This is a genomic window from Pantoea sp. C8B4, from assembly GCF_051336905.1.
Lineage (GTDB): Bacteria > Pseudomonadota > Gammaproteobacteria > Enterobacterales > Enterobacteriaceae > Pantoea > Pantoea rwandensis_B.
On sequence record NZ_JBGMNK010000016.1, the window covers coordinates 20,307 to 43,703 of the forward strand.

The window sequence follows — 23,397 nt, forward strand, 5'->3', positions numbered from 1 at the left end:
CTGGTAGGCTACAGTCTTATCCTTCCCAGCCACTGAGTTGACGTTGCACGCGTTCTAACACGCGGTCGCAAATCAGTGCCAATAGCGCCACCAACAGCGCGCCCTGAATGACATAGGCGGTGTTAAAGCCGCTCAGTCCGATAATCACCGGCGATCCCAGACTTTCTGCGCCCACCGTAGAAGCGATGGTTGCGGTGCCGATGCTGATCATCACCGATGTACGCACGCCAGCCATGATCACCGGTGCGGCCAGCGCCAGTTCAATCTGCCATAAGCGCCGCCAGGGCCCCATACCCAGCCCAACGGCAATTTCCCGGTTGCTGTCGGGCACGCTATCTAATCCTGCCAGCGTGCCCTGCAAAATCGGCAACAGCCCATAAAGAAACAGCGCCATGATGGCAGGTGTCGCGCCAAATCCCATCACTGGCACAGCTATCGCCAGCACCGCCACCGGCGGAAAAGTCTGCCCTGCTGCCGCCAGCGTCTCCAGTAACGGTCTGAATGCCCGCCCGGCACGTCGCGTGGCGAAAACCCCACAGCCTACGCCAAAAATTATCGCCAGGGCGCTGCCGCTGACCACCAGGGACAGATGCGCGAGGGCCAGCCGCCAGAAGCTCTCCTGCTGATATAACGGACGTTCCAGCTGCGGGAACCAGTGGGCAAACAGCGATCCGCTGTACGGCAATCCCCACAGCAACAGCAAAAACGTCGCCAGCAGCCAGTAAAGGGGATCGCGCCATAACCGCATCACATCGCCTCCCGCTGGCGCAATAGATCGCTGAAGTGCAATACACCCAACGGCTGTTGATGCTGATCGATCACCGGCAGTTTGTCGGTGCGCCGGGCGATAAACTGAGATAGCGCCTCACGCAGCGTCAAGCTGGCGGCTATCGGCTCACCGTCCAGCCACTCACCGCGCCGTGCTGCACCGCCCGCACGGCCCAATGCCAGCAACCGTACGCCTAGCTCGCTGCGGCCAAAGAATTCACGGGCAAAATCCGTGGCCGGTTGCGTCAGCAGTTCAATCGGCTTGCCCTGCTGCACGATTTCACCGCCGTCCATCAATACCAGTTGATCCGCCAGCGTTAGCGCTTCATCGATATCGTGCGTCACCAGCACCACCGTGCGTCCTGACAGCTTCTGAATGCGCAGCATCTCCTGTTGCAGCGCCTGCCGGTTCACCGGATCGAGCGCGCCAAACGGCTCATCCATCAGCAACAATTCAGGATCGGCCGCCAGGGCGCGCGCCACGCCAACCCGCTGCTGCTGCCCCCCGGAGAGTTGATGGGGAAAACGCGTCGCCAGATGCGTATCCAGATTCAGCAACGCCAACAGTTCCTCTACGCGCTGTTGTATTTTTGCCTGCGGCCAGCCGAGCAGTGACGGCACGGTGGCGATGTTCTTTGCCACGTTCCAGTGCGGGAACAAGCCAATCGACTGAATAGCGTAGCCAATGCGCCGCCGCAGCGCGCGCGCATCCATGCGTTCAATCGGTTCACCGGCAAAGCGGATTTCGCCGCTGTCATGTTCCACCAGCCGATTGATCATTTTGAGCGTGGTGGATTTGCCTGAACCGGACGTGCCAATCAGCACGGTGAAACTGCCCTTCTCAATGTGCAACGTGAGATCACGCACCGCCGCTTTGCCGGCAAATATTTTGCTTACCTGGTGAAACTCAATCATCGGTTCTCTCCAGCAGTGCCGACAGTAAACGCAATGCGGCATCAAACACCACCGCCAGCGCGACCACCGGAATCACGCCCAGCAACACCAAGTCCAGTGCGCTGCTGAGTAATCCCTGAAAAACAATGGCGCCAAAGCCACCGGCGCCAATCAGCGCCGCAACCACCGCCAGGCCAATGGTTTGTACCACCACCACGCGCAAGCCCGAGAGCCACACCGGCAGCGCCAGCGGGAGTTCGGCGTGCCAGAACTGTTGCAACGCGCTCATGCCCATACCGCGTGCGGTTTCACGTACCTCCTGCGGCACCTGCTGCAACCCCGCCACCACGCTGCGCACCAGCGGCAGCAACGCATACAGCACCAGCGCAATCAGCGCCGGAGCCAGACCAATACCGCTGATACCCCAACTTGCCAGTACCGGGAAGTGAGCCACCAGTCCCGCCAGCGGCGCAATCAGCAAACCAAACAATGCCACAGAAGGCACGGTCTGGATCAGGTTGAGTACGCTGAACGCGGCACTTTGCCAGCGCGATCGCCGGGCAATCACCAGGCCGAGCGGCAAACCAATCAATACCGTCGGCAACAGCGTACCAGCCAGCAACAGCAGATGCTGGCTAAAGGCGGCATCAAAAACCGCCGTGCGGTTCGCATACTCTTTCATCAGAGAGAGGTGGTCGAGATGACCGCTGAGCAATAACAGCAGCGGCACCAGCCAGATTTGCAGATTCAGCAGGATACGCCATGGCGTACTGGCCGTGAGTTGGCGGATAGCCTCAGCGGCCAGCAATAACGCCAGCGCCGCCGCACACCATAAACCGCTGCCAAAGGCCGTACGTGCCAACGGGCTGCCATTGTTAGCCAGCTGCGCCGCCGTCTGCCCGCCAATAAAGATCAGCAGCGCAAACAGAATCTCAGCGTCCAGCAATGCCATCACCAGATTGCGACGCCGTGGCTTCCACCACAATCCTTGCCATAACCAGAGTAACGGCAGCAGCAACAACCAGGATTGTGCCACTTGCCATAACATCAGCGGCTGTCCGGACACCAGGCGGTTGGCGGCGAAACTGAGTAACGGCAAAGCCATTAGCGCGCAAGTGATCAGCAGCGTGAGTACCAGCAGCACCGGCTGCTGGCGCGGTCTCAGTAACAACGACACCGCTTACAGCAACTTATTCTGCTGTAGCCACTGCTTCGCCACCTGGCTGGCATCCTGACCGTCAACCGCAATCTGCGCATTGAGCTGTTGCAGGGTTTTCTCATCCAGCTTACTGAACACCGGCTGTAACCAGTTGCCGATGTCCGGATACTGTTTCAGCACGCTTTCCCGAATCACTGGCGCAGGCGCATAGATCGGCTGCACCCCTTTAGGATCGGTCAGGGTTTGCAGTCCGAGCGCCGCCACCGGGCCATCGGTGCCATAGGCCATCGCGGCATTCACGCCAGACGTTTGCTGCGCGGCCGCTTTGATGGTCACCGCTGTATCACCGCCCGCCAGAGACAGCAGCTGTGACTGATCCAGCTTGAAGTTGTAGGCTTTTTCAAACGCAGGCAGTGCATCGCTGCGTTCGATAAATTCCGCCGACGCCGCCAGCTTGAAGGTGCCGCCTTTTTTCAGGTAAGCGCTGAGATCGTCGAGAGAGTTAAGATTATTTTTCTGTGCCACATCGCCGCGCACCGCAATGGTCCAGGTGTTGTTGGCGGGCGCTGGGGTTAACCACACCAGATGGTTTTTATCCGCATCGAGCTTTTTCACCTTCTCATAGCCCTGCTGCGCATTTTTCCAGGCCGCATCTTTCTCATCACTGAAGAAGAAGGCGCCGTTACCGGTGTATTCCGGGTAGATATCCAGTTCACCTGCGGTGATGGCTCCGCGCACGACCTGCGTGGTGCCGAGCTGGATCTTGTTAACCGTTTTCACCCCATGTTTATCCAGCACCTGCAGAATAATGTTGCCTAACAGCGAGCCTTCCGTATCAATCTTTGAACCGACCTTAACCGGATCGGCGGCATTCGCTGCGCTCACACCCATCGCGAGTGCGATTATCCCCAATAAACCCTGCTTAATCATGCCGCTGTCCTCTGCTTATGTTTTCAGTCTGTGACTATCAAGCGTAGCCTGGCGAAACAGGATGGGGGCGGTCAAGCGCCTAAGTTCGAGCTTTTTCTGCTATTTAATTCACATTGCTTATAACCCATTCGCAGGACATATAACCAAATGGAATTTTTATTGGGTTTCAGTAGGCTTATTCTCATAGGCCCACTCTTTACAATAAAATACATAACATCATGTCCGATTTAGCTTCTCCGGCGCACGTCGCGCTGGCAGGGAATGCGCCAACTGGCGAAACCAAATGGATACGCAGCGCGGCTGACGTGTCGAATCTCGTTAACAACAGCAACGAATCACGCAGCAATGCGCGCATCGTGGTGGCCATCGCTCTCGGCGGTGTGTTTCTGGATGCCTACGATCTCGGCGCACTGGCCTTTGGTATCAAAGATGTCACGCGCGAATTTAACCTGACGCCGACCGGCACCGGGATGGTGGCCTCCGCAATTACCTTCGGCGCGATTGTGGGTGCGCTGATTGGCGGTTATCTCACCGATAAAATTGGCCGCTACCGCGTGTTTATGGCCGATATGTTCTTCTTTGTGATTGCCGCCCTCGCCTGCGCCTTTGCCCCTAACGAATATGTGTTAGGCGGTGCGCGCTTTGTGATGGGGCTCGGCGTTGGCATCGATTTGCCCGTCGCCATGGCGTTTCTTGCCGAGTTTTCTAAACTGCGCGGGCAAGGGAATAAGGCCGCCAGTGTGGCGATGTGGTGTCCCACCTGGTATGCGGCGATCAGTATTTCCTATCTGCTGGTGCTGCTGCTGTATGCGGTGCTGCCGGAGAGTCACACCGATTGGTTATGGCGGCTAATTCTTGGTTTCGGCGCGGTGCCGGCGTTGCTGATCATCGCCATTCGCAGCCGTTATATGAGTGAGTCACCGGTATGGGCGGCCAATCAGGGCAATCTGCACGGCGCCGCGCAGATCCTGCAGCGATCTTACAACATCAATGCACACGTTGCGGATGATGCCGAACTGACGCCCGCTAAACCGGTGCGCAAAGCCAGCTGGCGTAACTATGGCGCGCTGCTGCAGGGCGTATATCGTCGCCGCACTATTCTGGCCACCGTGACCTCTATCGCTTCATCGTTTGCCTATAACGCGGTGGCTTTTGGCCTGCCGGTGATTATTTCCAGCTTCTTTGCGCAATCGATGCTGACCACGATTTTGGTGTCACTGGCGTTGAATTTGCTGTTCGCTTTCGTCGGTGGCTTGCTGGCCGTGCGTCTGGTGCCACGTCTCGGCGCGTGGAAGATGTCGGTGGCGGGTTACAGCTGTCAGTGCATTGCCCTGTTGGGTTTAGCGCTGATTGGTCGCCCGGAAGGCGGTGAACAAGCGGCATTGGCGATTGCGATGCTGGCGCTGTTCCTGTTTGGTCAGGGGTTCGGTCCGGGTTCGCACACCATGACCTTTGCCTCATTGAGCTATCCGGCTTCACTGCGCGGCGTGGGGGTGGGTTTTAACCAGACGCTGATGCGCGGCAGTTCAACCGTGTCGCTGTTCCTGTTCCCACTGCTGGTGGCGGCCTTTGGCACCGGCGTGTTCTGGGTGATATTCCTTGCCCCGTTGATTGGCTTGCTGGCGCTGCTGGCGATTCGCTGGGAACCCTCAGGCTACGATGTGGATGCGGAAGACTTTGTGTAAATAACAACGCCCCATCAAGGGGCGTTTTTTATGCGGTCAGGCGGAAATCGCCGAACGTATGGGGAATGCGTGGGAAGGTGTGCAGGAACCAGGGCGTAAATTGTTCGGGCTGATCCTGCATCTCCTGCTGAATCTGTTCAACCGAACGATAACACCAGGCATCCGCTTCTTCCGGATTGAGTTTCGGCTCAACATCACTAATGGCAAAGAAGACGTGACCGTACTCGTGCTCGGTCAGCCCATTGCTAAGTGGCAGGTTGTAGCTCAACTCGAACACCGGGGTCAGTGCCAGTTGCATCCCCATCTCTTCACGCAAGCGACGTTCAGCCGCATCGCGGGTCGATTCCTGCGGATAAGGATGTCCACAACAGGTGTTGCTCCACAGGCCGCCACAATGATATTTACCGTTAGCACGACGTTGCAATAGCAGTTCATGACGCGAATTGAACACGTAGACCGTCACCGCACGATGCAGCAATCCTTTCTCATGTACTTCCAGCTTTTCCATCTTGCCGGTGGGACGATCGAGGTGGTCGACGAGAATAACTTCAATGGCGGGCATGACAACTCCTTCAGATAATTCTCAGCTATTGTACACAACCTCAAAGACCGAAACTGAGGAAATCGCGCACATTCCGTGCGTTTAAGTCGCGAAATTTAAGCTTAGCAGTCATCAGACAAAGCGGTAACGACGACGGAGGCAGAAATCATATTGATCGGTGCTGAACAGAATAAAGCTGTCGTAGTCACCAGCTGAACTGCGGTTGCGAGCGCGATTCCGGCCCCTTTGCATCCCACGTCATCGCATCTTTAAAAAGCTCGAACGGTATAAGCGCGCAAAAGCTGCCATTCCTCACATGGCAGCCCTATTTGCAAAAATCCCAAATGGGGAGGCATGCGTTCTAAGGTCGCCCTTTTAGTTTTAGCTCGGATTCTATCGTCGTATCGCGGGCAGTTGTGTGACGGGTTGCGCCCCACACTTCATCATATTCATAGCCAGTGAGATCTTTAATCACCACACGCGTTTCAGCATCGCAACCTCTCGCCGTGCCACCCAATTTGCGGCGCGCCACCTCTTTGATCAGCAACTTATGGCTACGCTGCGTCAGTTTGAATTTAAAAGTCAGCCAGAAGCTCGCCACCAGCAGAGCCGTGGTGACAAACACCATCAACCCGACAATCGCATGGATGGCGCTTTCTGGTTGCGCGCCGTTACCTTTTACAAAACCACTCTCCTGCAGCACGATGCCAATCATGAAAATGGCGATGGCCACCGAACTTTTGCGCGTCAACACCATGACACCGGCAAATATCCCTTCACGTCGCTTACAGGTCACCATCTCATCAATATCAGGTATAAAGCTGTAGATGTTCCATGGGATGTAAAACAGCCCGGCGCGCACGATGCCCAAAAACAGAAAGACTGCGCTAAACAGCAGCGTGGGCACCTGCCATTGCCACAGATAAACCGCAAACAGGAACAGGAAGATGACGACGATACTCAGGTAGGAGATCCGTAGTGCGTTGGAGGGCGTCATATTAAAGCGGCCCAGCAGCATCATGAAAATGAAGGTGCCGGGAATCGACATAAACATCATGTTGCTCAGCAGCAGCGAAGCCAGTGAGGCATCCTGCTTCAGGCCGTAGATTACGAAATAGGTGAACACCGCCAGAAACGCATCCATCGCGGTGAAAGAGCAGATATAGATCAGCAGATGCTGGCGAAAGGCTTTGATTTTAAAAGACGATGCCAAATCGACAAACAGATACTTCAGGTGGGCCTTCAGGCTTCCCTGGCGCGCCGAATGTTGCGCCACATCCTCTTCGGGCTGGATGTCTTTGGCCTCCCAGGTGGTCAGCCAGGTAATAAACACCGCCACGCAGTAAATCACCGAGAAGATGATGCCGGTCAGCGTATAGGTAATGGCATTATCTTTACCGGTATAAGTCATGATGACGCCCGGCACCGAAACAGCGAGGAAGCTGCCGAGCGCCGAGAACATCAGGCGCACGCCCGAAAGACGCGTGCGCTCGCTAAAGCGATTGGTCATCTCCGAGGACAAGGTTTCCCACGGCACCAGCACCATCGCTGACAGCAACTCGATGGTGAGATAGGTGCCGAGATAGTACCAGTAGCCCATATCCGTGACCCACAGTGCGCCATACAGCAGCATCAAGGGAGAGGAGATCAGCAGGAAGAAACGACGGCGGCCAAACTTACGTCCCAGCCAGGTGTTACCGAAGTTGTCGGTAATGTAGCCCATGATTGGGCTTAATATCGCGTCAATGACGCGGGCGATGGCAAATATCGAGCCCGCTTCAAACACCGATAATCCGCAGTAGGTGGTATAGAAAAACAGCAGCCAGGTGCCAATGACCGCAAAGGCACCGCCACCAAATAAGTCCGTCAGGCCGTAGCCGATTGCGACGCCATAACCGACGCGACGTTCTGTAGGTTTAACCATCGATCCGATTCCTGTTCTGGTAGGGTATGTAGTAGCGGCAAGGTGCTATGCCCTGCCGCCGTTGTTATCAACAGAATTGGAAATCAACTTATTGGGCCGGGATGCTATCCCGCATTGGCTAACATCTGCGCTTTGACACAGAGTTCCGCCGCCTTAAAGGCATGGGCTTGCGTCATGGCGTGCTCTGTACGATGCAGGCAGTCATTAATCAGCTGTCCAAAGAACGGGAAGCCCACTTCACCGGAAACGGCATAACGGAACTCGCCCTCTTTATTCACCAGATACACCACATCCTGCTCGCCACGCGTGAGATCGGTGTATTTGCGAATCTCGATGTAACCGTCAGTGCCGAGCAACGTCATGCGCCCATCGCCCCAGGTCGATAAGCCGTCCGGCGTAAACCAGTCGCAGCGGAAGTAACCGGTGGCACCGTTCTCGCCTGCCAGCATCGCATCGCCAAAGTCTTCAAATTGCGGATGTTGAGGATGGCGGAAATTCCGCACCTGGCTGGCCACCACTGTGGCTTCGCTGTTGCCGGTGTAGTAGAGGAATTGCTCGATTTGATGGCTGCCGATGTCACACAGGATGCCGCCAAAATAGCGACGCTGATAGAACCAGTCGGGCCGTCCGGTGCCTTCACGATGTGGACCCGTGCCAAGGGTTTGCACCACCTGGCCGATAGCCCCTTTTTCCACCAACTGCCCGGCAAACACGGCGCTCTCCACATGCAGACGCTCGCTGTAATACACCGCATATTTGCGCCCGGTTTTAGCGCACATCGCTTTGGCATCTTCCAGCTGTTCCAGGCTGGTGAGCGGGGCTTTATCCGTGAAGTAATCCTTGCCCGCCGCCATCACTTTCAGCCCCAGTGCACAGCGTTCTGACGGAATCGCCGCGCCTGCCACCAACTGCACCTGCGCATCGGCCAAAATGGTCTCCAGCGAGTCTGCGATCTGCACCTGCGGGAATTGCTGCACAAACTTATCGACTTTGGCGGCATCGGGATCAAATACCCACTTCAGCGTGGCTCCGGCTTCGGTCAGGCCATTGCACATGCCGTAAATGTGGCCGTGATCCAGCCCGGCCGCCGCAATGATAAATTCCCCCGGCTGCACCACCGGCTGCGGTTTGCCTTTCGGCGCGTAGTTCATGCCATCCTGCTTATTCATGGTTGTTTCCTCACGCAAAGTTTTTGCCCAATGGGATGTCATCGACATCGGCGAAGTTGTCGACCGAAGCCTGTTTTTCATAGAAGTGCGGTGCATGGGCGATCAGCCCGCCGGTGCGATAAAAGGCATCATCTTTAGGGATAGGTAGCGAGACGGTGCTTTTGGTGATAGCCGATTTGTAGATGGCGGTAATCAGTTCCAGCGAGCGTTTGCCCTGCTCGCCATCAATCAGCGGTGCACGCTGCTGCTCAATCGCCGAGAAGAAGTCATCGACCTGTCCAGCGTGCAGCGTCCATGTGAGAGGTGCGGTGCTGGCATGCAGGCGGTCCAGCTCGCGCTCCAGCGCCAGATTGTTCTCTTTTTCCGGGAAACCGTTCTCCGCTGCCTGCATGGCGACCGCTTTCCACGGAGCCGACAGGCGCGCGTTCTCTCCCTGCAGCACGATTTTCTGATCTTCACCGTGATGCACAACGGAAGCGGTCAACTGCGCCAGCGTGCCGTTGGGGTAGCGGAAAATCGCGGCGCTGAGGTCTTCCACTTCGGCGTTGTCATGTGCCACGTTGCCGATCATCGCCACCAGTTCACTGGGCGCACCGAGCATCCACTGCATGGCATCAATGTGATGAACCGCATGGTTAAGCGTGCAGCCGCCGCCCTCTTTTTCCCAGGTGCCGCGCCACCACAGGTCATAGTACGAATGGCCACGCCACCAGAATGAATCGATCTGCGCGTGGCATATTTTGCCTGCCAGCCCCGAATCCACCGCGGCTTTCAACTGCCAGAACGCATCAGTGAAACGGTTCTGCGCCACCACTGACAGAATTTTGCCGCTGGCTTTTTGCGCGGCAATCATCGCATCACACTCTTCCAGCGAAGCCGCCATCGGTTTTTCGCACAGCACATGCTTGCCCGCCTGCAGGGCTGCAATAGTGTTTTCCGCATGCACATAAGGCGGCGTACAGACATCGACCACGTCGATATCCGCGCCCTCGGCCAGCATCTCACGGTGATCGTGGTAAACCCTGACATCGTGCAGGCCGTAGCGCTGCAATTTCTCCCGCGCTTTTTCGGGATACATATCCACCACCGCGACAATTTTGCCGCGCTCTGGAAACTGCAGAAACGCCTGGATATGTGAATTGGCGATGTTGCCCATGCCCACTATGGCAATTTTTAACATGGTGATTCTCCGCTCATGGCCGCTGTTGAGGTGTCTGCGAGGAACATAAAAAAGCGCTGCCAGCCGGACAATCTGTTTTTGTGAGAATGCTCGCAGAGCGATGCAGGAGTTTGTGAACCAAATGTAAAACCGTCTTAATATCAGTCCACTGCGTCTGCAAAAACTTGCAAAAAATGATTGGGATGGGGATCACACTATGGCCGGCAAGCTCAGGATGGACGAAATTTCAGCAATTACGGGCTACTCGGTCAGTACCGTTTCACGCGTGCTGAGCGGAAAATCCTACACCAGTGATAAGGCGCGTGAGGCGATTGTCGACTGCGCCCGTCGACTGGGCGTTTTGCAGGAAATGGTGAGTGGTCGTCTGCTGATCAATGACATTGTGGTGTTTGCGCCGGGACGCACCTTCACGCCACGCGGCGATCACTTTTATCATGAGGTGACGCGCGGGATAGCCGAGGCATGCGCATCGCATGATGTGCATATCAGCTATTGCCCGCTGGAAGAGCAGCGCGCCGATGTGAAGCTGTTTCTGGAGAGGGCGAGTGCGAAAAACATCAGCGCCATCATCATTATCGGTACCGACGATCAAGCGATCTTTAGCCTGGCGGCATCACTCGGCAAACCCTGTGTGCTGATTAACTCTCGTGATAAAGATATGCGGCTGGATGCGGTGTCCCCCGATCACCGGGCGATTGGTTTCAGCGCTATGCAGCATCTGTTTGAGCAAGGCCACCGCCGGGTGTTGACCGTCACCTGTCTGCGGCGTGAGACGCTGTTTTTGCGTCTGGAAGGGATCAAAGACGCTTACCGCCATTTTCATATGCCGTTTAATGCGCAGCAGGATTTGATTGTCATCGAAGCTTACTCCTCGCAGGACACCGAGATCGCACTGAATCACTGGCTGGATACACACCCACGCGATCAGTGGCCTGATGTGATTTTGCCCGGCGGCAAAGGCATTATTACTGGCGTGCAGAATGCACTGCTGTCACGCGGCTTGCGCATTCCCGAAGATATTTCACTGATGACGACAGATTTAGCCAGCCGGCTGGAAGGATCGCCAGAGATGCCCATCACCGGTTTTGCGGTGCCGTGTCGCGAGCTGGGTTATGAGGCGATCCAACTGATCCAGAACCGCCTCAATCGTCCGCAGTCGTCGATTTACAATCTGCTATTGCAGGGGAAACTGGTGGATCGCGGTACGGTGGCGAATGCCACTCGCCATGCCGCGCGTGAGGAGATCCGTAACGCGTTTCCGTGAGATGCCCCAAACCAAAAACGAACGTAATAAGAACATCGTGCCTGCGCACCCAAACCCAACGTCAAATCCTCGGCGCTGAAATAACCCTTTGAGTCACCAATCCATTCAAGCCTGAAACACATAGCCTTTTCTAATAAGCAACACAAAAGTTCAGAAGCAAGCTGGTGTCGCGCAGGGGCAGGCAATCCGCAGCGCCGAACAGAGTGAGTCTGCCAGGAGAGACCGCATGGATGCGGTCGAAAGGCTGGGCTGGAACAGGGATGTTCCATCCCAGCCGGTCCGTCAGGCGGACGAATGACGTGAGGGTACCGCGTCAGCGGCGCGAGGACAGTCGGCCCCTGCGCGGCACCAGATTGCGTTATCACCTGTGGTTTAGCAGCCTGCTATAAGCCAGCCAGCCTTACAACTTAAAGCTCTGCACCACCAGCTCCAGCTGCACGCTCTGATCTTCCATCGCGCGCGCGGCAGCCGACACTTGCTCAACCAGTGCGGCGTTCTGCTGGGTGCTGCCATCCAGCTGGGTGATCGCCTGGTTAACCTGCTCGATGCCCATACTCTGCTCGCGGCTGGCAGACATGATTTCACTCATCAGGGTGGTCACACTGCTCACGCCCTGCATCAGCTCATCCATGGTCTGTCCGGCTTGTTCCACCAGCTGGCTGCCGGTATCGATATTCGCCACCGACTCCTCAATCAGCTTCTTAATCTCACGCGCCGAGTTCGCGGAACGTTGCGCCAGATTACGCACTTCTGACGCCACCACGGCAAACCCACGACCCTGCTCACCCGCTCGGGCCGCTTCCACCGCCGCGTTAAGCGCGAGGATATTGGTCTGGAAGGCGATGCTGTCAATCACGCTGATGATATCCACCACTTTACGGGATGAGTGATTAATCGCTCCCATGGTGGTGACCACCTGACGCACCACATCCGTTCCGCGCGCCGCCACCTGCGATGCACCGTCCGCCAGCTGATTGGCGTGGGTGGCATTGTCGGCGTTCTGACGTACCGTGCCGGTCAGTTCTTCCATTGAAGCCGCAGTTTCAACAATCGAACTGGCCTGCGACTCGGTACGAGCAGACAGATCGGCGTTGCCGCTGGCAATTTCACGTGAGGCGGAGGTAATCGCCAGTGCGCTGTCGCCCACCTGACGCATCAACCCCTGCAGATACTCAATAAACTGGTTAAAACTTTGCGCCACCGCGTTAAATTCCGGGCTGTTGCTGGCAGGCAGACGCTGAGTTAAATCCGCGCCGCCAGTCGACAGGGCTTCGATATTGCGGTTCAGCAGGCTAAGACGTTTCATCATGGCGCGCACAAAGCCGAGCAGCACCAGCAGCAGAATAACCGCCAGCGGGATCTGCACCAGGCCGAGGCGAGTCAGCATGCTGTGGGTTTGCGCATCCAGCAAACTGGACGGCACATCGCTGGCGAGATACCACGGGCTACCGGCAATCGCCTGCAGGAACAGCGTGTGCTCGCCATCTTCGCCTTTAAAAGTGGTTTGCGTAGGCTGATCACCTGCCTGGCTCAGCAGATCTTTCAGCGCACCCGCCATCGGCAGTTGTGTATCCGCGAGATTTTCCAGCTTCGGTGCGCCTTCCAGCAGTGCGGCGTTGCCCACCACTTTGCCATCCGCTTCCACGATCAACACACGTCCGTGAATGGCGTCGCCCATCTGTTTCGCCAGTTGGTTGAAGAAACCGAGCGTGACGTCGATGGTTGATACCCCCCACACCGTGCCATCACGATAAATTGCCATCGCACAGTTGGTTCGCGGCTGCGGGCTGGCCGCATCCTGATAGGCTTTAGCCCAGGCACATTGCCCTTTGGCCGCGGCCATACCGTCTTTGTACCACGGCTGCTCCCAGTATTTGTCCGCTGCATCGGAGTTCCAGTAGGTGTTGACCTGTAACTGGTTGCTGGCGTTACGGGCGAAGAACGAACTGTCTTTTTCCTTCGCCGGATCGCGACGATTAGGCAGCGGCCAGATACCGCCGCCAAATACGTTGCTGTCCTGATACTGGTTCACCAGCGCAGGCAGCAAGTTGTCGATGGCCGCGCTATCCATCACGCCTGCGGCTTCGGTAATGGCACGTTGCTGCGCCTGCACGCGGTTCATCTGCTCGACGATACGTCCCGCCAGACCATCCACCTCATAGCGCACTAATCGGCTTTCGTTTTGACTCAACTGCGGTGCCACAAACTGATTGATCACCACCACGGTAACCAGCATCAGGACCACGAAAAATGCGACCAGCGTCGCGGTAAAACGAGATTGTGTAGTTTTTAACATCAGTGTGCCCTTACCCTGGTTGGCGAGTTGCCTGATCGAGGTTAACGGCGTGTTACAGAGGAACTTGAGGTGCGCCAGATCACAAAAATGCAAATAGTTGATTTAGGTGATCATTAGGCGGGTGACTAACGTTGCGCTTACTGAGTCGCGTGCGGGCAACCGCCCGCAGAGAGGGCTATTGCGGCGGATCCACCACTTCCTGACGTGGCCGAAATACATGGTCATTACCTTCTGCCTGCAAACGCTGCAGCAGCTGTTGTCCACCGCGATCGTCGGCCTGAGCAAACTGACGTTCCGCTTCGGTGATCGGGGTGGCCCACAGCAGATTCGGCCGATCGCCATCGCGCTTGGGCAGTCGGAACTGGGCAACTTCCGGTGCTAAACCATTGGCCAGCAGGAAACTCTCGAAGCCCACTGGCGCCACTTCCGATGCCAGCGTATGCCCTTCGCCAATCCACGTCAGGCGCGCCCACGGCAAGTGCGCGAATTCCGCCAGCGCGCTGGCCATCTGCACCGCATGGGCTTCGGTCATCACTTCGCCGTCCACTGCCATCGCCAGCTCAACACGGCGGTACTGCGGGGCCAGCTCATCAAACAGGTAATCCACTTGCGGCATGGGCCGAATCCCCATACCCAGCGTGAGAAAAACCCACACGCCATTGTGCCAGTGCTGAGAGATGGCCATTGGCGGCCAGCTCCCCTGATCGATGGCGTAATACTTTACCGACTCACCAAACTGCGCCTGGTAGCACTGCATCAGCTCATGCTGCACAACATCCCATAAATGGCCGTCATGCCAGTCACGCCAGAAGTGGCGCTGCTGCTCGGCGCGAGCATAGTAATCATTGGTGGAGGCGGAGCCGAGCGGCGCGGTCAGGCGATTCTCTTTGATGCAGCCCGCGGAGAAACTAACCTGCTTATCCTGATACAGACTCCAGCCAGGGATCACCGCCAGCAGTTGGCCGTAATACCACAGGGCTGCGCCGTCATCACTCGGTTCCCACAGAATCTGTAGACCAGCAGGATCGAGCATCGGCTCGGCTTCTAAGGTGCGGCAATACTCTGCGCTGAGCAGTGGCGCAATGCCCTGCTCCATCGCTTCACGATCTTCACGCGCCGGTGCAGGCAACAGATTGCGCAGCCAGCAGCCGCGCACCGCATACTGGCTGCGAAACAGATCATTCGGCCAGATGTAAAAGTAGGCCGTGCGCGCATCCTGTTCGACGATAGCGGTGAGTGTGTTTTGCTGATTTGGCACCTCAGCAATCAGAGGTTGGTGTGTCATAACGCCTCGACAAAGCCTTGAGGGATCCATTTTCCCTGAGAATAGAGCAGGATCGGCACTCGCACCACGTGACACAAGGGTAAAACTCTCAAAGTGCAGTCAGGAAGCGTGAGAATGGCTGATGAATGCCAGCACAACGCCCTGACAAACTTCAAATTAATTCGCGATTCATTTGCCGCCTCGCATGCTATTGTCTGCACATTCCTCCTTGCGGAGCTGCTCAGCATGGTGCTGCAAAACCTCGATTTGAACCTGCGCGATGTCGTGATTTTCGCGATTTTAGTGTGGCTGTTTCTTCGCTATACATGGGTGATGTCAGCGCTCACGTTCATGCTCGGTGGTGCGGTGCTATTGGTGTTGTTACCCATCGACATTTACTACAGCTTGCTGCCATTAGCACTGCTGGGAGTGGGATTAGGGATGCTGCTTCATCATTATCAGCAGCGCCAGCTCACTCTTAAACGTGAAGCCCGCACACCGCGCACCTACACCAAAAAGCAGGACGAGCTGCATTTGTAGCGTTAGCGTCCCATGCGTTGCATGGCGCGGGAATAAGCCCCGCGCTGAATTGACCAGCGTAGCAAACCGGCAATCAACGCGATCTCTTTATCCACGCGCCACTGTGTCAACGGGCTGATCGGCTGCTGAATTTGCTGTTGCGCCCAGTCCGGTAGCAATCCCATCCCGGCTTTTAGCATCACCCGCATCGCCGGTTTCGCCTGCCAGCTTGGGGCCGGTGCATTGATTAGTAGCTGCATCACTTCCAGCGTGCGTTCATCGCAAATCAGTTCCGGGCGCATGGCCTGCAGATAAGCGTCCACCGCCTGCACCGTTTTCGGCACCTTTTCCGCGCCCAGTGCTTCGGCGATGAGCGCCGCTTCATCGTAATAGCGATCCTGCTCGGCTAGCGAGAGCTGCGGATTTTTATAGCGCAGATGCGCGGCGAGGAAGCGGCTGGTTTCCGCCACGTGCACCCAGGTCAGTAAATGCGGATCGCTGGCGGCGTAGGGTTGCCCTGCGTTATCAATACCGGTGACGCGCAGGTGGATAGCTTTAACGCGCTCGATCAGGATGTTGGCATCCTGCGTGTTACCAAAGGTGGTGACAGCGATGAACTGGCTGGTGCGCCGTAAACGGCCCAGCATGTCCTGACGAAAGTTGGAGTGATCCCACACTCCTGCCAGCGCTGCCGGATGCAGCATTTGCAGCATGAGTGCGCTAATCCCACCGCACAGCATCGAAGGGAAATCGCCGTGCACACGCCAAATCACATGATCGGGGCCAAACAGACCCGGATCGCCCAACGGTTGCGAGATATCGAATTCGTTCAGTGCGAGGCCATTCAGGCGAAAGACTTGCTGCTGGATGCGGTTACGAAGATTCATGGTGTCTGGATGATGAGCTGATTGACGTAGCAGGCATAAATGCCAACCCTGTAAAATCTGGCAAGCAAAGCATTGCAGGATCAGCACTCAGGCCAATCCTGCAAAACCTGGCAAGCAAAGCGTTGTCAGATCGGTTTTTAGTTCAACCTGACAACACCCCGCCAGCATAGCATTACAGGGACAGCATTCCTGCTGACCCTGTGCCAAATCGCACTAACGTTTACAGATAATCAAACTGCCCGTCTTGCGTGCGGACCGAATCCAGGCCAATCATCACATTGAATTTGCCCGGCTCGGCGACATGCTGCATTTTTTGATTCCAGAATTTCAGTGCATCCACATCAATCTTAAAGCTTACGGTCTGTGACTCGCCCGCTTTCAGCATGATGCGTTTGAAGCCGCGCAGCTCCTGCACCGGACGGCTGATGCTGGCCACCGGATCGTTGAGATACATCTGTACCACCGTGGCACCATCACGTTTGCCGGTGTTGGTAACAGTAACGCTCGCTTCAACTGATCCATTGCGCGGCATGGTTTTGGCGGACATTTTCACCGGCGAAACGGTGAAAGTGGTGTAGCTCAGACCGTAACCAAACGGATACAGCGGGCCATTCACCGCATCGTAGTAATGCGAGGTGTACTTGTTCGGCTTCGCGAAGTTGTACGGACGCCCGGTTGGCAAGTGGTTGTAGTAAATCGGCAGCTGGCCCACGGAGCGCGGGAAGGACATCGGCAGTTTGCCCGATGGGTTGTAATCGCCAAACAGTACGTCAGCAATCGCATTCCCCCCTTCGGTGCCGCTGAACCAGGTTTCTACCATCGCATCCGCAATACGATCTTCATTCACCACCGTCAGTGGACGGCCATTCATCAGCACAATCACCAACGGCTTGCCGGTCGCTTTCAGCGCCGCCAGCAGTTTTTGCTGGCTTGGCGGAATCACCAGGTCACTGCGGCTGGAGGCCTCATGCGCCATCCCCTGCGCTTCGCCCACGGCAGCAACCACCACATCCGCTTTCTTCGCCTGGGCAACGGCTTCATCAATCAATTCCTGCGGCGAGCGTTTATCCACGCTAACCGCCTGTTCGTAGAGGTTGAGGAAGTCCTGAATACCTTTGTTATCGGTGATGTTGGCTCCTTTGGCATACAGCACGGTGCCTTTGCCCGCCATCGCATTGCGCACACCCTGCAGCAGCGGAATCGACTGTTTCGCCACGCCCGCGGCTGACCAGCTGCCCATAATGTCACGCTGGCTGTCGGCCAATGGCCCCACGAGCGCCACGGTGGCGTCTTTTTTCAGCGGTAAGGTTTCATGCCAGTTTTTCAGCAGCACAATGCTCTTACGCGCCACGTCACGCGCTTCGGCACGATGCAGACGGCTCTCGGCATTGGTGTCCTGCGGATCGCTGCCTTTTGGCCCCAAATGGCTGTAGGGATCGTTAAACAAGCCCATATCATATTTGACGTTCAGCACGTGACGCGCGGCATCGTCGATCTCTGCCATGGTAACGGCACCACTCTTGACCAGCCCTGGCAGGTATTTGCTGTAGTACTCATCGCTCATACTCATATCGATGCCGGACTTCAGCGCAATACGCACCGCATCCTGCGGATCGCTGGCCACGCCGTGTTTCAACAGCTCTTTGATCGCGCCGTGATCGCTGATGGTGATGCCTTTAAATTTCCACTCACCGCGCAGCAGGTCTTTCAGCAACCAGCCATCCGCCGTCGCTGGCGTGCCGTTCAGTGAGTTGAGCGCCACCATCACGCCGCCGCTGCCCGCATCCAGAGAAGCTTTGTACGGTGGCAGATAATCCTGGAACAGGCGCTGCGGGCTCATATCCACGGTGTTGTAATCACGTCCGCCCTCCACTGCGCCATAAGCGGCGAAGTGCTTCACGCTGGTCATGATCGAATAACGGTCGGCCGCGCTTTTGCCCTGCATGGATTTCACCATCGCGCTGCCCATTTGCGAGGACAGGAAAGTGTCTTCTCCAAAGCCTTCAGACACGCGTCCCCAGCGCGGCTCGCGCGTGACATCCACCATCGGCGCCCAGGTCATATTGAGACCATCATCGGCGGCTTCATAGGCGGAGATGCGGCCGACTTCCCCGATCGCATCCAGATCCCAGCTGGCTGCGAGGCCGAGCGGGATCGGGAAAATGGTACGCTGACCGTGCACCACGTCGTAGGCGAAGAACAATGGAATTTTCAGGCGGCTGAGTTGCATCACCTGATCCTGCATCGCGCGAATATCCGGACGCGTGACGGTATTGAAGATTGCGCCAACCTGACCGTGCTGGATCATGTCGCGAACCGCCTCTTTTGGCGTGTCTGGCCCCACGCTGATCAAGCGCATCTGCCCGATTTTTTCATCAAGGGTCATTTTGCCGAGCAGCTGGTTAACAAAGGCGTCACGCGCCTGTTCAGTCATCGGATGGGGGCCAAACAGGTCATCTGCGAAGGCAGGCTGCATGGCAAGGGAAACAGCGAGGCTAACAGAGCAAATCCATTTCATCAGGTCGGGTTCTCTTAAGTGACTGCGCAATATCGAAATAACCGGGCCAGTGTGCCACAAGTTCAGGATAGCAGGTAGCCACCGATGTCACACCGCGACCATGCCGTTGACGCGTGCTAAAGTAGATGCGCAACGTTAACGACAAGGACAGGTTCATGAATAACAACACCTCACACCCTACACTGCTGGCTGAACTGCGCCGCCTCGTCGGCCCGTCACATCTGTTAACCGAGGCGGAACAAACCGCACGCTATCGTAAGGGTTTCCGCTCCGGTGAAGGCGATGCGCTGGCGGTGGTGTTCCCCGGCTCCTTGCTGGAGTTGTGGCGGGTATTGCAGGCGCTGGTGCAGGCCGATGCAGTGATTCTGATGCAGGCCGCCAACACCGGCCTGACCGAAGGCTCGACGCCCAACGGCAATGATTACGATCGACCGGTGGTGATCATCAGTACTTTGCGCCTCGATAAATTGCAGCTGATCGATGGCGGCAATCAGATTCTGGCCTTCCCCGGCAGCACCCTTTATCAGCTGGAAAAAGCCCTTAAGCCGCTGGGACGTGAACCGCACTCGGTGATCGGTTCCTCGTGTATCGGCGCGTCGGTCATGGGCGGGATTTGTAATAACTCCGGCGGTTCGCTGATCAAACGCGGTCCGGCCTACAGCGAAATGGCGCTTTATGCGCAGATTGATGCCGACGGCAAACTGAAGCTGGTCAATCATCTCGGCATGGATCTCGGCCACTCGCCGGAAGAGATGCTCGGTCGACTGGATGACGATCGCTGGCAGCAGAGCGATGTGCGCTGGGATGAACGTCATGCTTCGGATCATGAATATGCAGAACGCGTGCGCGATATCCATGCGGATACACCCGCTCGCTTCAACGCCGATGAGCGCCGCCTGTTCGAGGCTTCGGGTTGCGCGGGCAAACTGGCGGTATTCGCCGTGCGTCTTGATACCTTCCCCACCGAACCGAAACAGCAGGTGTTTTATATCGGTACCAACGATCCGGCGGTATTGGGCGATCTGCGCCGCCATATTTTGGCCGAGTTTAACAACTTACCGGTAGCGGGCGAATACATGCACCGCGACATTTTCGATATCGCCGAAGTGTACGGCAAAGACACCTTTGTGATGATCGACAAGCTCGGCACCGACAAAATGCCGCTGTTCTTCACGTTGAAAGGTCGGGTGGATGCCTGGCTGGGTAAGTTGAGTTTTGTTAAACCCCACTTTACCGATCGCGTGTTGCAGCGCATCAGCGGCTGGTTACCTGCCCATCTGCCGAAACGCATGAAGCAGTATCGCGATAAGTTTGAACATCACCTGATGCTGAAAATGTCCGGTGAAGGCGTTACGGAAGCGCAGGAGTATTTGCACGAATACTTCCGCGAAGGCGGTGGCGAGTTCTTTGCCTGCGACGGCAAGGAAGGCGCACATGCTTTCCTGCATCGCTTCGCCGCTGCCGGTGCCGCGGTGCGCTACCACGCGGTGCATGCGGATGAAGTGGAAGATATTCTGGCACTGGATATTGCGCTGCGCCGCAACGATAGCGACTGGTTTGAACGTTTACCCGCCGAGTTCGACAACGATCTGAGCCATCGCCTCTATTACGGCCACTTCTTCTGCCATGTATTCCATCAGGATTACATCGTGAAGAAAGGCGTGGATGCGCATGCGCTGAAGGAGAAGATGCTGGCAATTCTGAGCGAGCGTGGTGCCGAGTATCCCGCCGAGCACAACGTCGGGCATCTTTATCAGGCGAAACCGCAGTTGCAGGCGTTTTATCGTCAGCTCGATCCGACCAATACCTTTAATCCGGGGATTGGTAAAACCAGTAAGCAGAAGGGTTGGGCGGTGAAGGCTTGATTAAACTAATGGGCGGCCCGAAAGCCGCCCATTGGATTATGACAGTTGCTCGCCTTCATCCTGCGCTGCGGCAGGTATTGCCCGACGTTCAATGATCATCGTCTGCGGTGTCGAGAGCACAATGCCCTCTTTACGCAGGCGTGTCAGAATATCAAACAGCAAATCACTCTTGGCGCTGGAGATCTGACGCTGGCCCGCCACGTTGCCGGTGACGCTCAACACGATACCCGCAGAGGTCAAATCCTTGAATGAGACGGATGGCTCAGGCGTTTCCAGAATACGCTCGTTCTCCTGGTAAACCTCCAGCAGAATCTCACGCACGCGCACCGGATCGATATCCAGCGGGAAGGTCAACATAATGGTCACCACACCCTGTGCATTGCCCATGGTGGCGTTACGCACGTTCTGTGAGATGAACTGTGAGTTCGGCACAATCACCGTGGATTTATCACTCAGCTGAATCTCGGTGGCGCGCACATTGATACGGCGAATATCCCCTTCAATGCCGCTGATACTCACCAGATCGCCCACTTTCACCGGGCGCTCGGTTAACAGAATCAAACCGGAGATAAAGTTCTTCACTATCTCCTGTAAGCCGAAACCAATACCGACCGACAAGGCGCTGACGATCCACGCCAGTTTGTTCCACTGCAGGCCCATGATCGAGAGCGTCAGCAGAATGATCAGCACATAGCCGATATTGCTGAACAGCGTCACCAACGATACGCGCATGCCCACGTCCATGGTGGTTTTTGGCAGGAAATCTTTATCCAGCCAGCGACGCACCGAACGCAGCACGTAGATGCCCACCACCAGACACAGAATGGCATTCACCATATGCGCCGGCACGATGTTCAGTGATTCCAGACCTTTGCCGCCCCAGAACTCAATCACCTTCTGAATCAGTTCGATCGGCGTTGAAGAGGCGAAGGTGCCGTTCAGCAGCGCCAGCACCACAATCCCTATCAGTGCTGTTTTACCAATAGCCCCCAGCAGCGTAGCCGCCTGCTGCAGATGGCGTTCGTCAATGTTTAACGAGGTCTGCAGACGTTTGCCGGTAGCGTTGTTGGTAGAAAACAGGCTTTCACAGCCGTCATTGATCAAATGGCTGAGGAAGTAGAACGAGCCAAACAGAATGCCGCACCAAATCACCTCATAACCGAGGAAGCGGGCCAGCGTGACATAGCCGATGATCAACGAAATCAGAATCGCCAGCGCGGTCAGGGTCAACGCCAGCTGAACCAGCCCAACGATAGTGGGACGCGCTTCCGGTGGATTCCCCTCTTGCGCCAGGCGACGGCGCACGCGGTTGGTACGCATGCTAATCGCCAGGCCGGTGGTACCGATCAGCAGTGCCGTCAGGCCGTTAGCGAAGATGGTGGTGTTCAGGCTGGTGCCGACGCTGTAGTTAAAGGACTCTGCGGTCTGGAAAATAAACACCAGCGCAGCGGTAATCGGCGGGAACGGCTTCAGCGCCTGCGCGACTTCATTGGAGATGCTGGGCAATCGCCAGCTCGGACGGCGCGTCGACAGGAAAGCACGGCCCAAACCGGCGATCAAACCACAATAGACGCTGAGTTGTACCAGACGCTCAACAAAATCCTGCACATCAGTCGAGACCTCATCACGACGGGTAAACGCCAGCGCGATAAAGTTAAAGGTCAGCACCACCGCGGCCAGGGTTGTCAGCGCAATCGCTGCCGCCAGGAAGCTACGGCGCAGACGCCCTTCCGGCATTTTATGGATGCTCACCCAGGCGAGAAACTCTTCGCTGTAACGGCGCCCCAGCGTCATCACCAGCATGGCCGCAATCAACCAGCCGATAGTGCCAAAGCGCCAGCCAGGCTCCCAGGAGAGTGCTGCGGTGTCCTGCAATTCAGCGATAAAGTCGCTGATTTTCTCGCCATCCAAATCCTGACGGCTGACCATCGGCGCCCAAAAGCGCGGTCCCAGGATGCTACCGGAGTTCAGCGCCAGCTGGCTCTTCAGCTGGTCACGACGCAGGTTGACGATCTGGGAGGAAAGCACCAGCGCGCCATTTTTAATGCCATCGGCCTGCTTGATTTGATCGTCCAGTTTACTTTTCTGGCTCTCCAGCGAGGCGCGTTTGCGCGTCACTTCCGGCGTTTCTTTCACGCCGCTGTCCGGTTTCGGTGCCGGACCCAGTACCGCGAGCTGCGCATCCAGTTGCTGACGCTGCGGGATCAGCGCCTGGCCTAAAGTTTCTGCGTTACCGGATAGCTCCAGCGCCATCTCATTGAGCTGGTTGAGCTGGCTCTCATTGGTATCGCCTGACACCTGGCCTTTAATCTTGTCGAGGATTTTCTGCATTTTCGGCAGCTCAACCGCAGGATTGACCTTGGGTGCGGCGTCCTCTTGCTGAGCCGCGGCGGCAGTGTTGTCATCCGCGTAGCTCAGTGCCGGGCTTAACAGCACCAGCAGCAGTATAAATGGGGTAAATAGCGAACGAAGCTTGTACATATGAGTGAGATTCCAGCGCAATGACAGCCGATAAATGCCAGTTAACTTTAGAT

The 23,397-nt window shown here is 56.5% G+C and carries 17 protein-coding genes; 4 read left to right on the top strand and 13 right to left on the bottom strand.

Annotation, left to right across the window (positions count from 1 at the left end):
* Positions 1 to 16 precede the first annotated feature (16 nt).
* The 4 genes from ACCW76_RS17285 to osmF form a co-directional block, all read right to left on the bottom strand.
* Entirely contained in the window at positions 17 to 748 is a 732-nt protein-coding gene (locus ACCW76_RS17285) for an ABC transporter permease (RefSeq protein ID WP_045816657.1), read from the bottom strand.
* Positions 748 to 1,683 (bottom strand): ABC transporter ATP-binding protein, encoded by a 936-nt coding sequence (locus tag ACCW76_RS17290; RefSeq protein WP_038648020.1) that lies wholly within the window; start codon positions 1,681 to 1,683, stop codon positions 748 to 750. The genes ACCW76_RS17285 and ACCW76_RS17290 overlap by 1 nt, the downstream gene beginning before the upstream one ends.
* Complete coding sequence (locus tag ACCW76_RS17295; protein WP_436339498.1) at positions 1,676 to 2,767, bottom strand: ABC transporter permease; 1,092 nt, start codon at positions 2,765 to 2,767, stop codon at positions 1,676 to 1,678. The genes ACCW76_RS17290 and ACCW76_RS17295 overlap by 8 nt, the downstream gene beginning before the upstream one ends.
* A 75-nt stretch (positions 2,768 to 2,842) precedes the next feature.
* On the bottom strand, positions 2,843 to 3,751 hold the full coding sequence (gene osmF / locus ACCW76_RS17300) for a glycine betaine ABC transporter substrate-binding protein OsmF (protein ID WP_045834061.1): 909 nt from the start codon (positions 3,749 to 3,751) through the stop codon (positions 2,843 to 2,845).
* A 218-nt stretch (positions 3,752 to 3,969) separates the two neighbouring features.
* On the opposite strand from osmF, the gene ACCW76_RS17305 reads away from it, so the two are divergent.
* Positions 3,970 to 5,436: an MFS transporter gene (locus tag ACCW76_RS17305; protein ID WP_038648028.1), complete on the top strand. Its 1,467-nt coding sequence runs from the start codon at positions 3,970 to 3,972 to the stop codon at positions 5,434 to 5,436.
* 28 nt (positions 5,437 to 5,464) lie between these two features.
* Here the strand turns inward: ACCW76_RS17305 and idi are convergent, their stop codons facing one another.
* The 4 genes from idi to ACCW76_RS17325 all read right to left on the bottom strand — a co-directional run bounded on the left by idi (position 5,465) and on the right by ACCW76_RS17325 (position 10,250).
* Complete coding sequence (gene idi / locus ACCW76_RS17310; RefSeq protein ID WP_038648030.1) at positions 5,465 to 5,998, bottom strand: isopentenyl-diphosphate Delta-isomerase; 534 nt, start codon at positions 5,996 to 5,998, stop codon at positions 5,465 to 5,467.
* A gap of 340 nt (positions 5,999 to 6,338) precedes the next feature.
* Positions 6,339 to 7,901: an MFS transporter gene (locus ACCW76_RS17315; protein WP_436339440.1), complete on the bottom strand. Its 1,563-nt coding sequence runs from the start codon at positions 7,899 to 7,901 to the stop codon at positions 6,339 to 6,341.
* Positions 7,902 to 8,005: 104 nt separating this feature from the next.
* Positions 8,006 to 9,070, bottom strand: coding sequence for a Gfo/Idh/MocA family protein (locus ACCW76_RS17320; RefSeq protein WP_045816660.1), 1,065 nt, complete (start codon positions 9,068 to 9,070; stop codon positions 8,006 to 8,008).
* A gap of 10 nt (positions 9,071 to 9,080) precedes the next feature.
* Complete coding sequence (locus ACCW76_RS17325; RefSeq protein WP_436339442.1) at positions 9,081 to 10,250, bottom strand: Gfo/Idh/MocA family protein; 1,170 nt, start codon at positions 10,248 to 10,250, stop codon at positions 9,081 to 9,083.
* 196 nt (positions 10,251 to 10,446) lie between these two features.
* Here ACCW76_RS17325 and ACCW76_RS17330 point away from each other — a divergent pair, with 196 nt between their 5' ends.
* Entirely contained in the window at positions 10,447 to 11,514 is a 1,068-nt protein-coding gene (locus ACCW76_RS17330; RefSeq protein ID WP_200538947.1) for a LacI family DNA-binding transcriptional regulator, read from the top strand.
* Between the two features lie 400 nt (positions 11,515 to 11,914).
* Here ACCW76_RS17330 and ACCW76_RS17335 read toward each other — a convergent pair whose 3' ends face one another.
* Both ACCW76_RS17335 and ACCW76_RS17340 read right to left on the bottom strand, forming a co-directional pair.
* Complete coding sequence (locus ACCW76_RS17335) at positions 11,915 to 13,810, bottom strand: methyl-accepting chemotaxis protein (RefSeq protein WP_436339444.1); 1,896 nt, start codon at positions 13,808 to 13,810, stop codon at positions 11,915 to 11,917.
* A gap of 175 nt (positions 13,811 to 13,985) precedes the next feature.
* On the bottom strand, positions 13,986 to 15,095 hold the full coding sequence (locus ACCW76_RS17340; protein ID WP_436339446.1) for a suppressor of fused domain protein: 1,110 nt from the start codon (positions 15,093 to 15,095) through the stop codon (positions 13,986 to 13,988).
* Positions 15,096 to 15,209: 114 nt separating this feature from the next.
* Here ACCW76_RS17340 and ACCW76_RS17345 point away from each other — a divergent pair, with 114 nt between their 5' ends.
* On the top strand, positions 15,210 to 15,614 hold the full coding sequence (locus ACCW76_RS17345; protein ID WP_231647244.1) for a hypothetical protein: 405 nt from the start codon (positions 15,210 to 15,212) through the stop codon (positions 15,612 to 15,614).
* Positions 15,615 to 15,616: 2 nt separating this feature from the next.
* Here the strand turns inward: ACCW76_RS17345 and ACCW76_RS17350 are convergent, their stop codons facing one another.
* Positions 15,617 to 16,480 carry an oxygenase MpaB family protein gene (locus ACCW76_RS17350; protein WP_436339448.1) on the bottom strand — a complete coding sequence of 288 codons (864 nt, stop codon included), beginning with the start codon at positions 16,478 to 16,480 and terminating at the stop codon, positions 15,617 to 15,619.
* Positions 16,481 to 16,700: 220 nt separating this feature from the next.
* On the bottom strand, positions 16,701 to 18,998 hold the full coding sequence (bglX, locus tag ACCW76_RS17355; protein WP_045816664.1) for a beta-glucosidase BglX: 2,298 nt from the start codon (positions 18,996 to 18,998) through the stop codon (positions 16,701 to 16,703).
* Between the two features lie 155 nt (positions 18,999 to 19,153).
* Here bglX and dld point away from each other — a divergent pair, with 155 nt between their 5' ends.
* A complete protein-coding gene (gene dld, locus ACCW76_RS17360) occupies positions 19,154 to 20,863 on the top strand; it encodes a D-lactate dehydrogenase (protein ID WP_436339450.1) in 1,710 nt (569 codons plus the stop codon).
* Positions 20,864 to 20,899: 36 nt separating this feature from the next.
* Here dld and ACCW76_RS17365 read toward each other — a convergent pair whose 3' ends face one another.
* Positions 20,900 to 23,344, bottom strand: a complete 2,445-nt coding sequence (locus ACCW76_RS17365; RefSeq protein ID WP_436339451.1) for a DUF3772 domain-containing protein — start codon at positions 23,342 to 23,344, stop codon at positions 20,900 to 20,902.
* Positions 23,345 to 23,397: the final 53 nt, after the last annotated feature.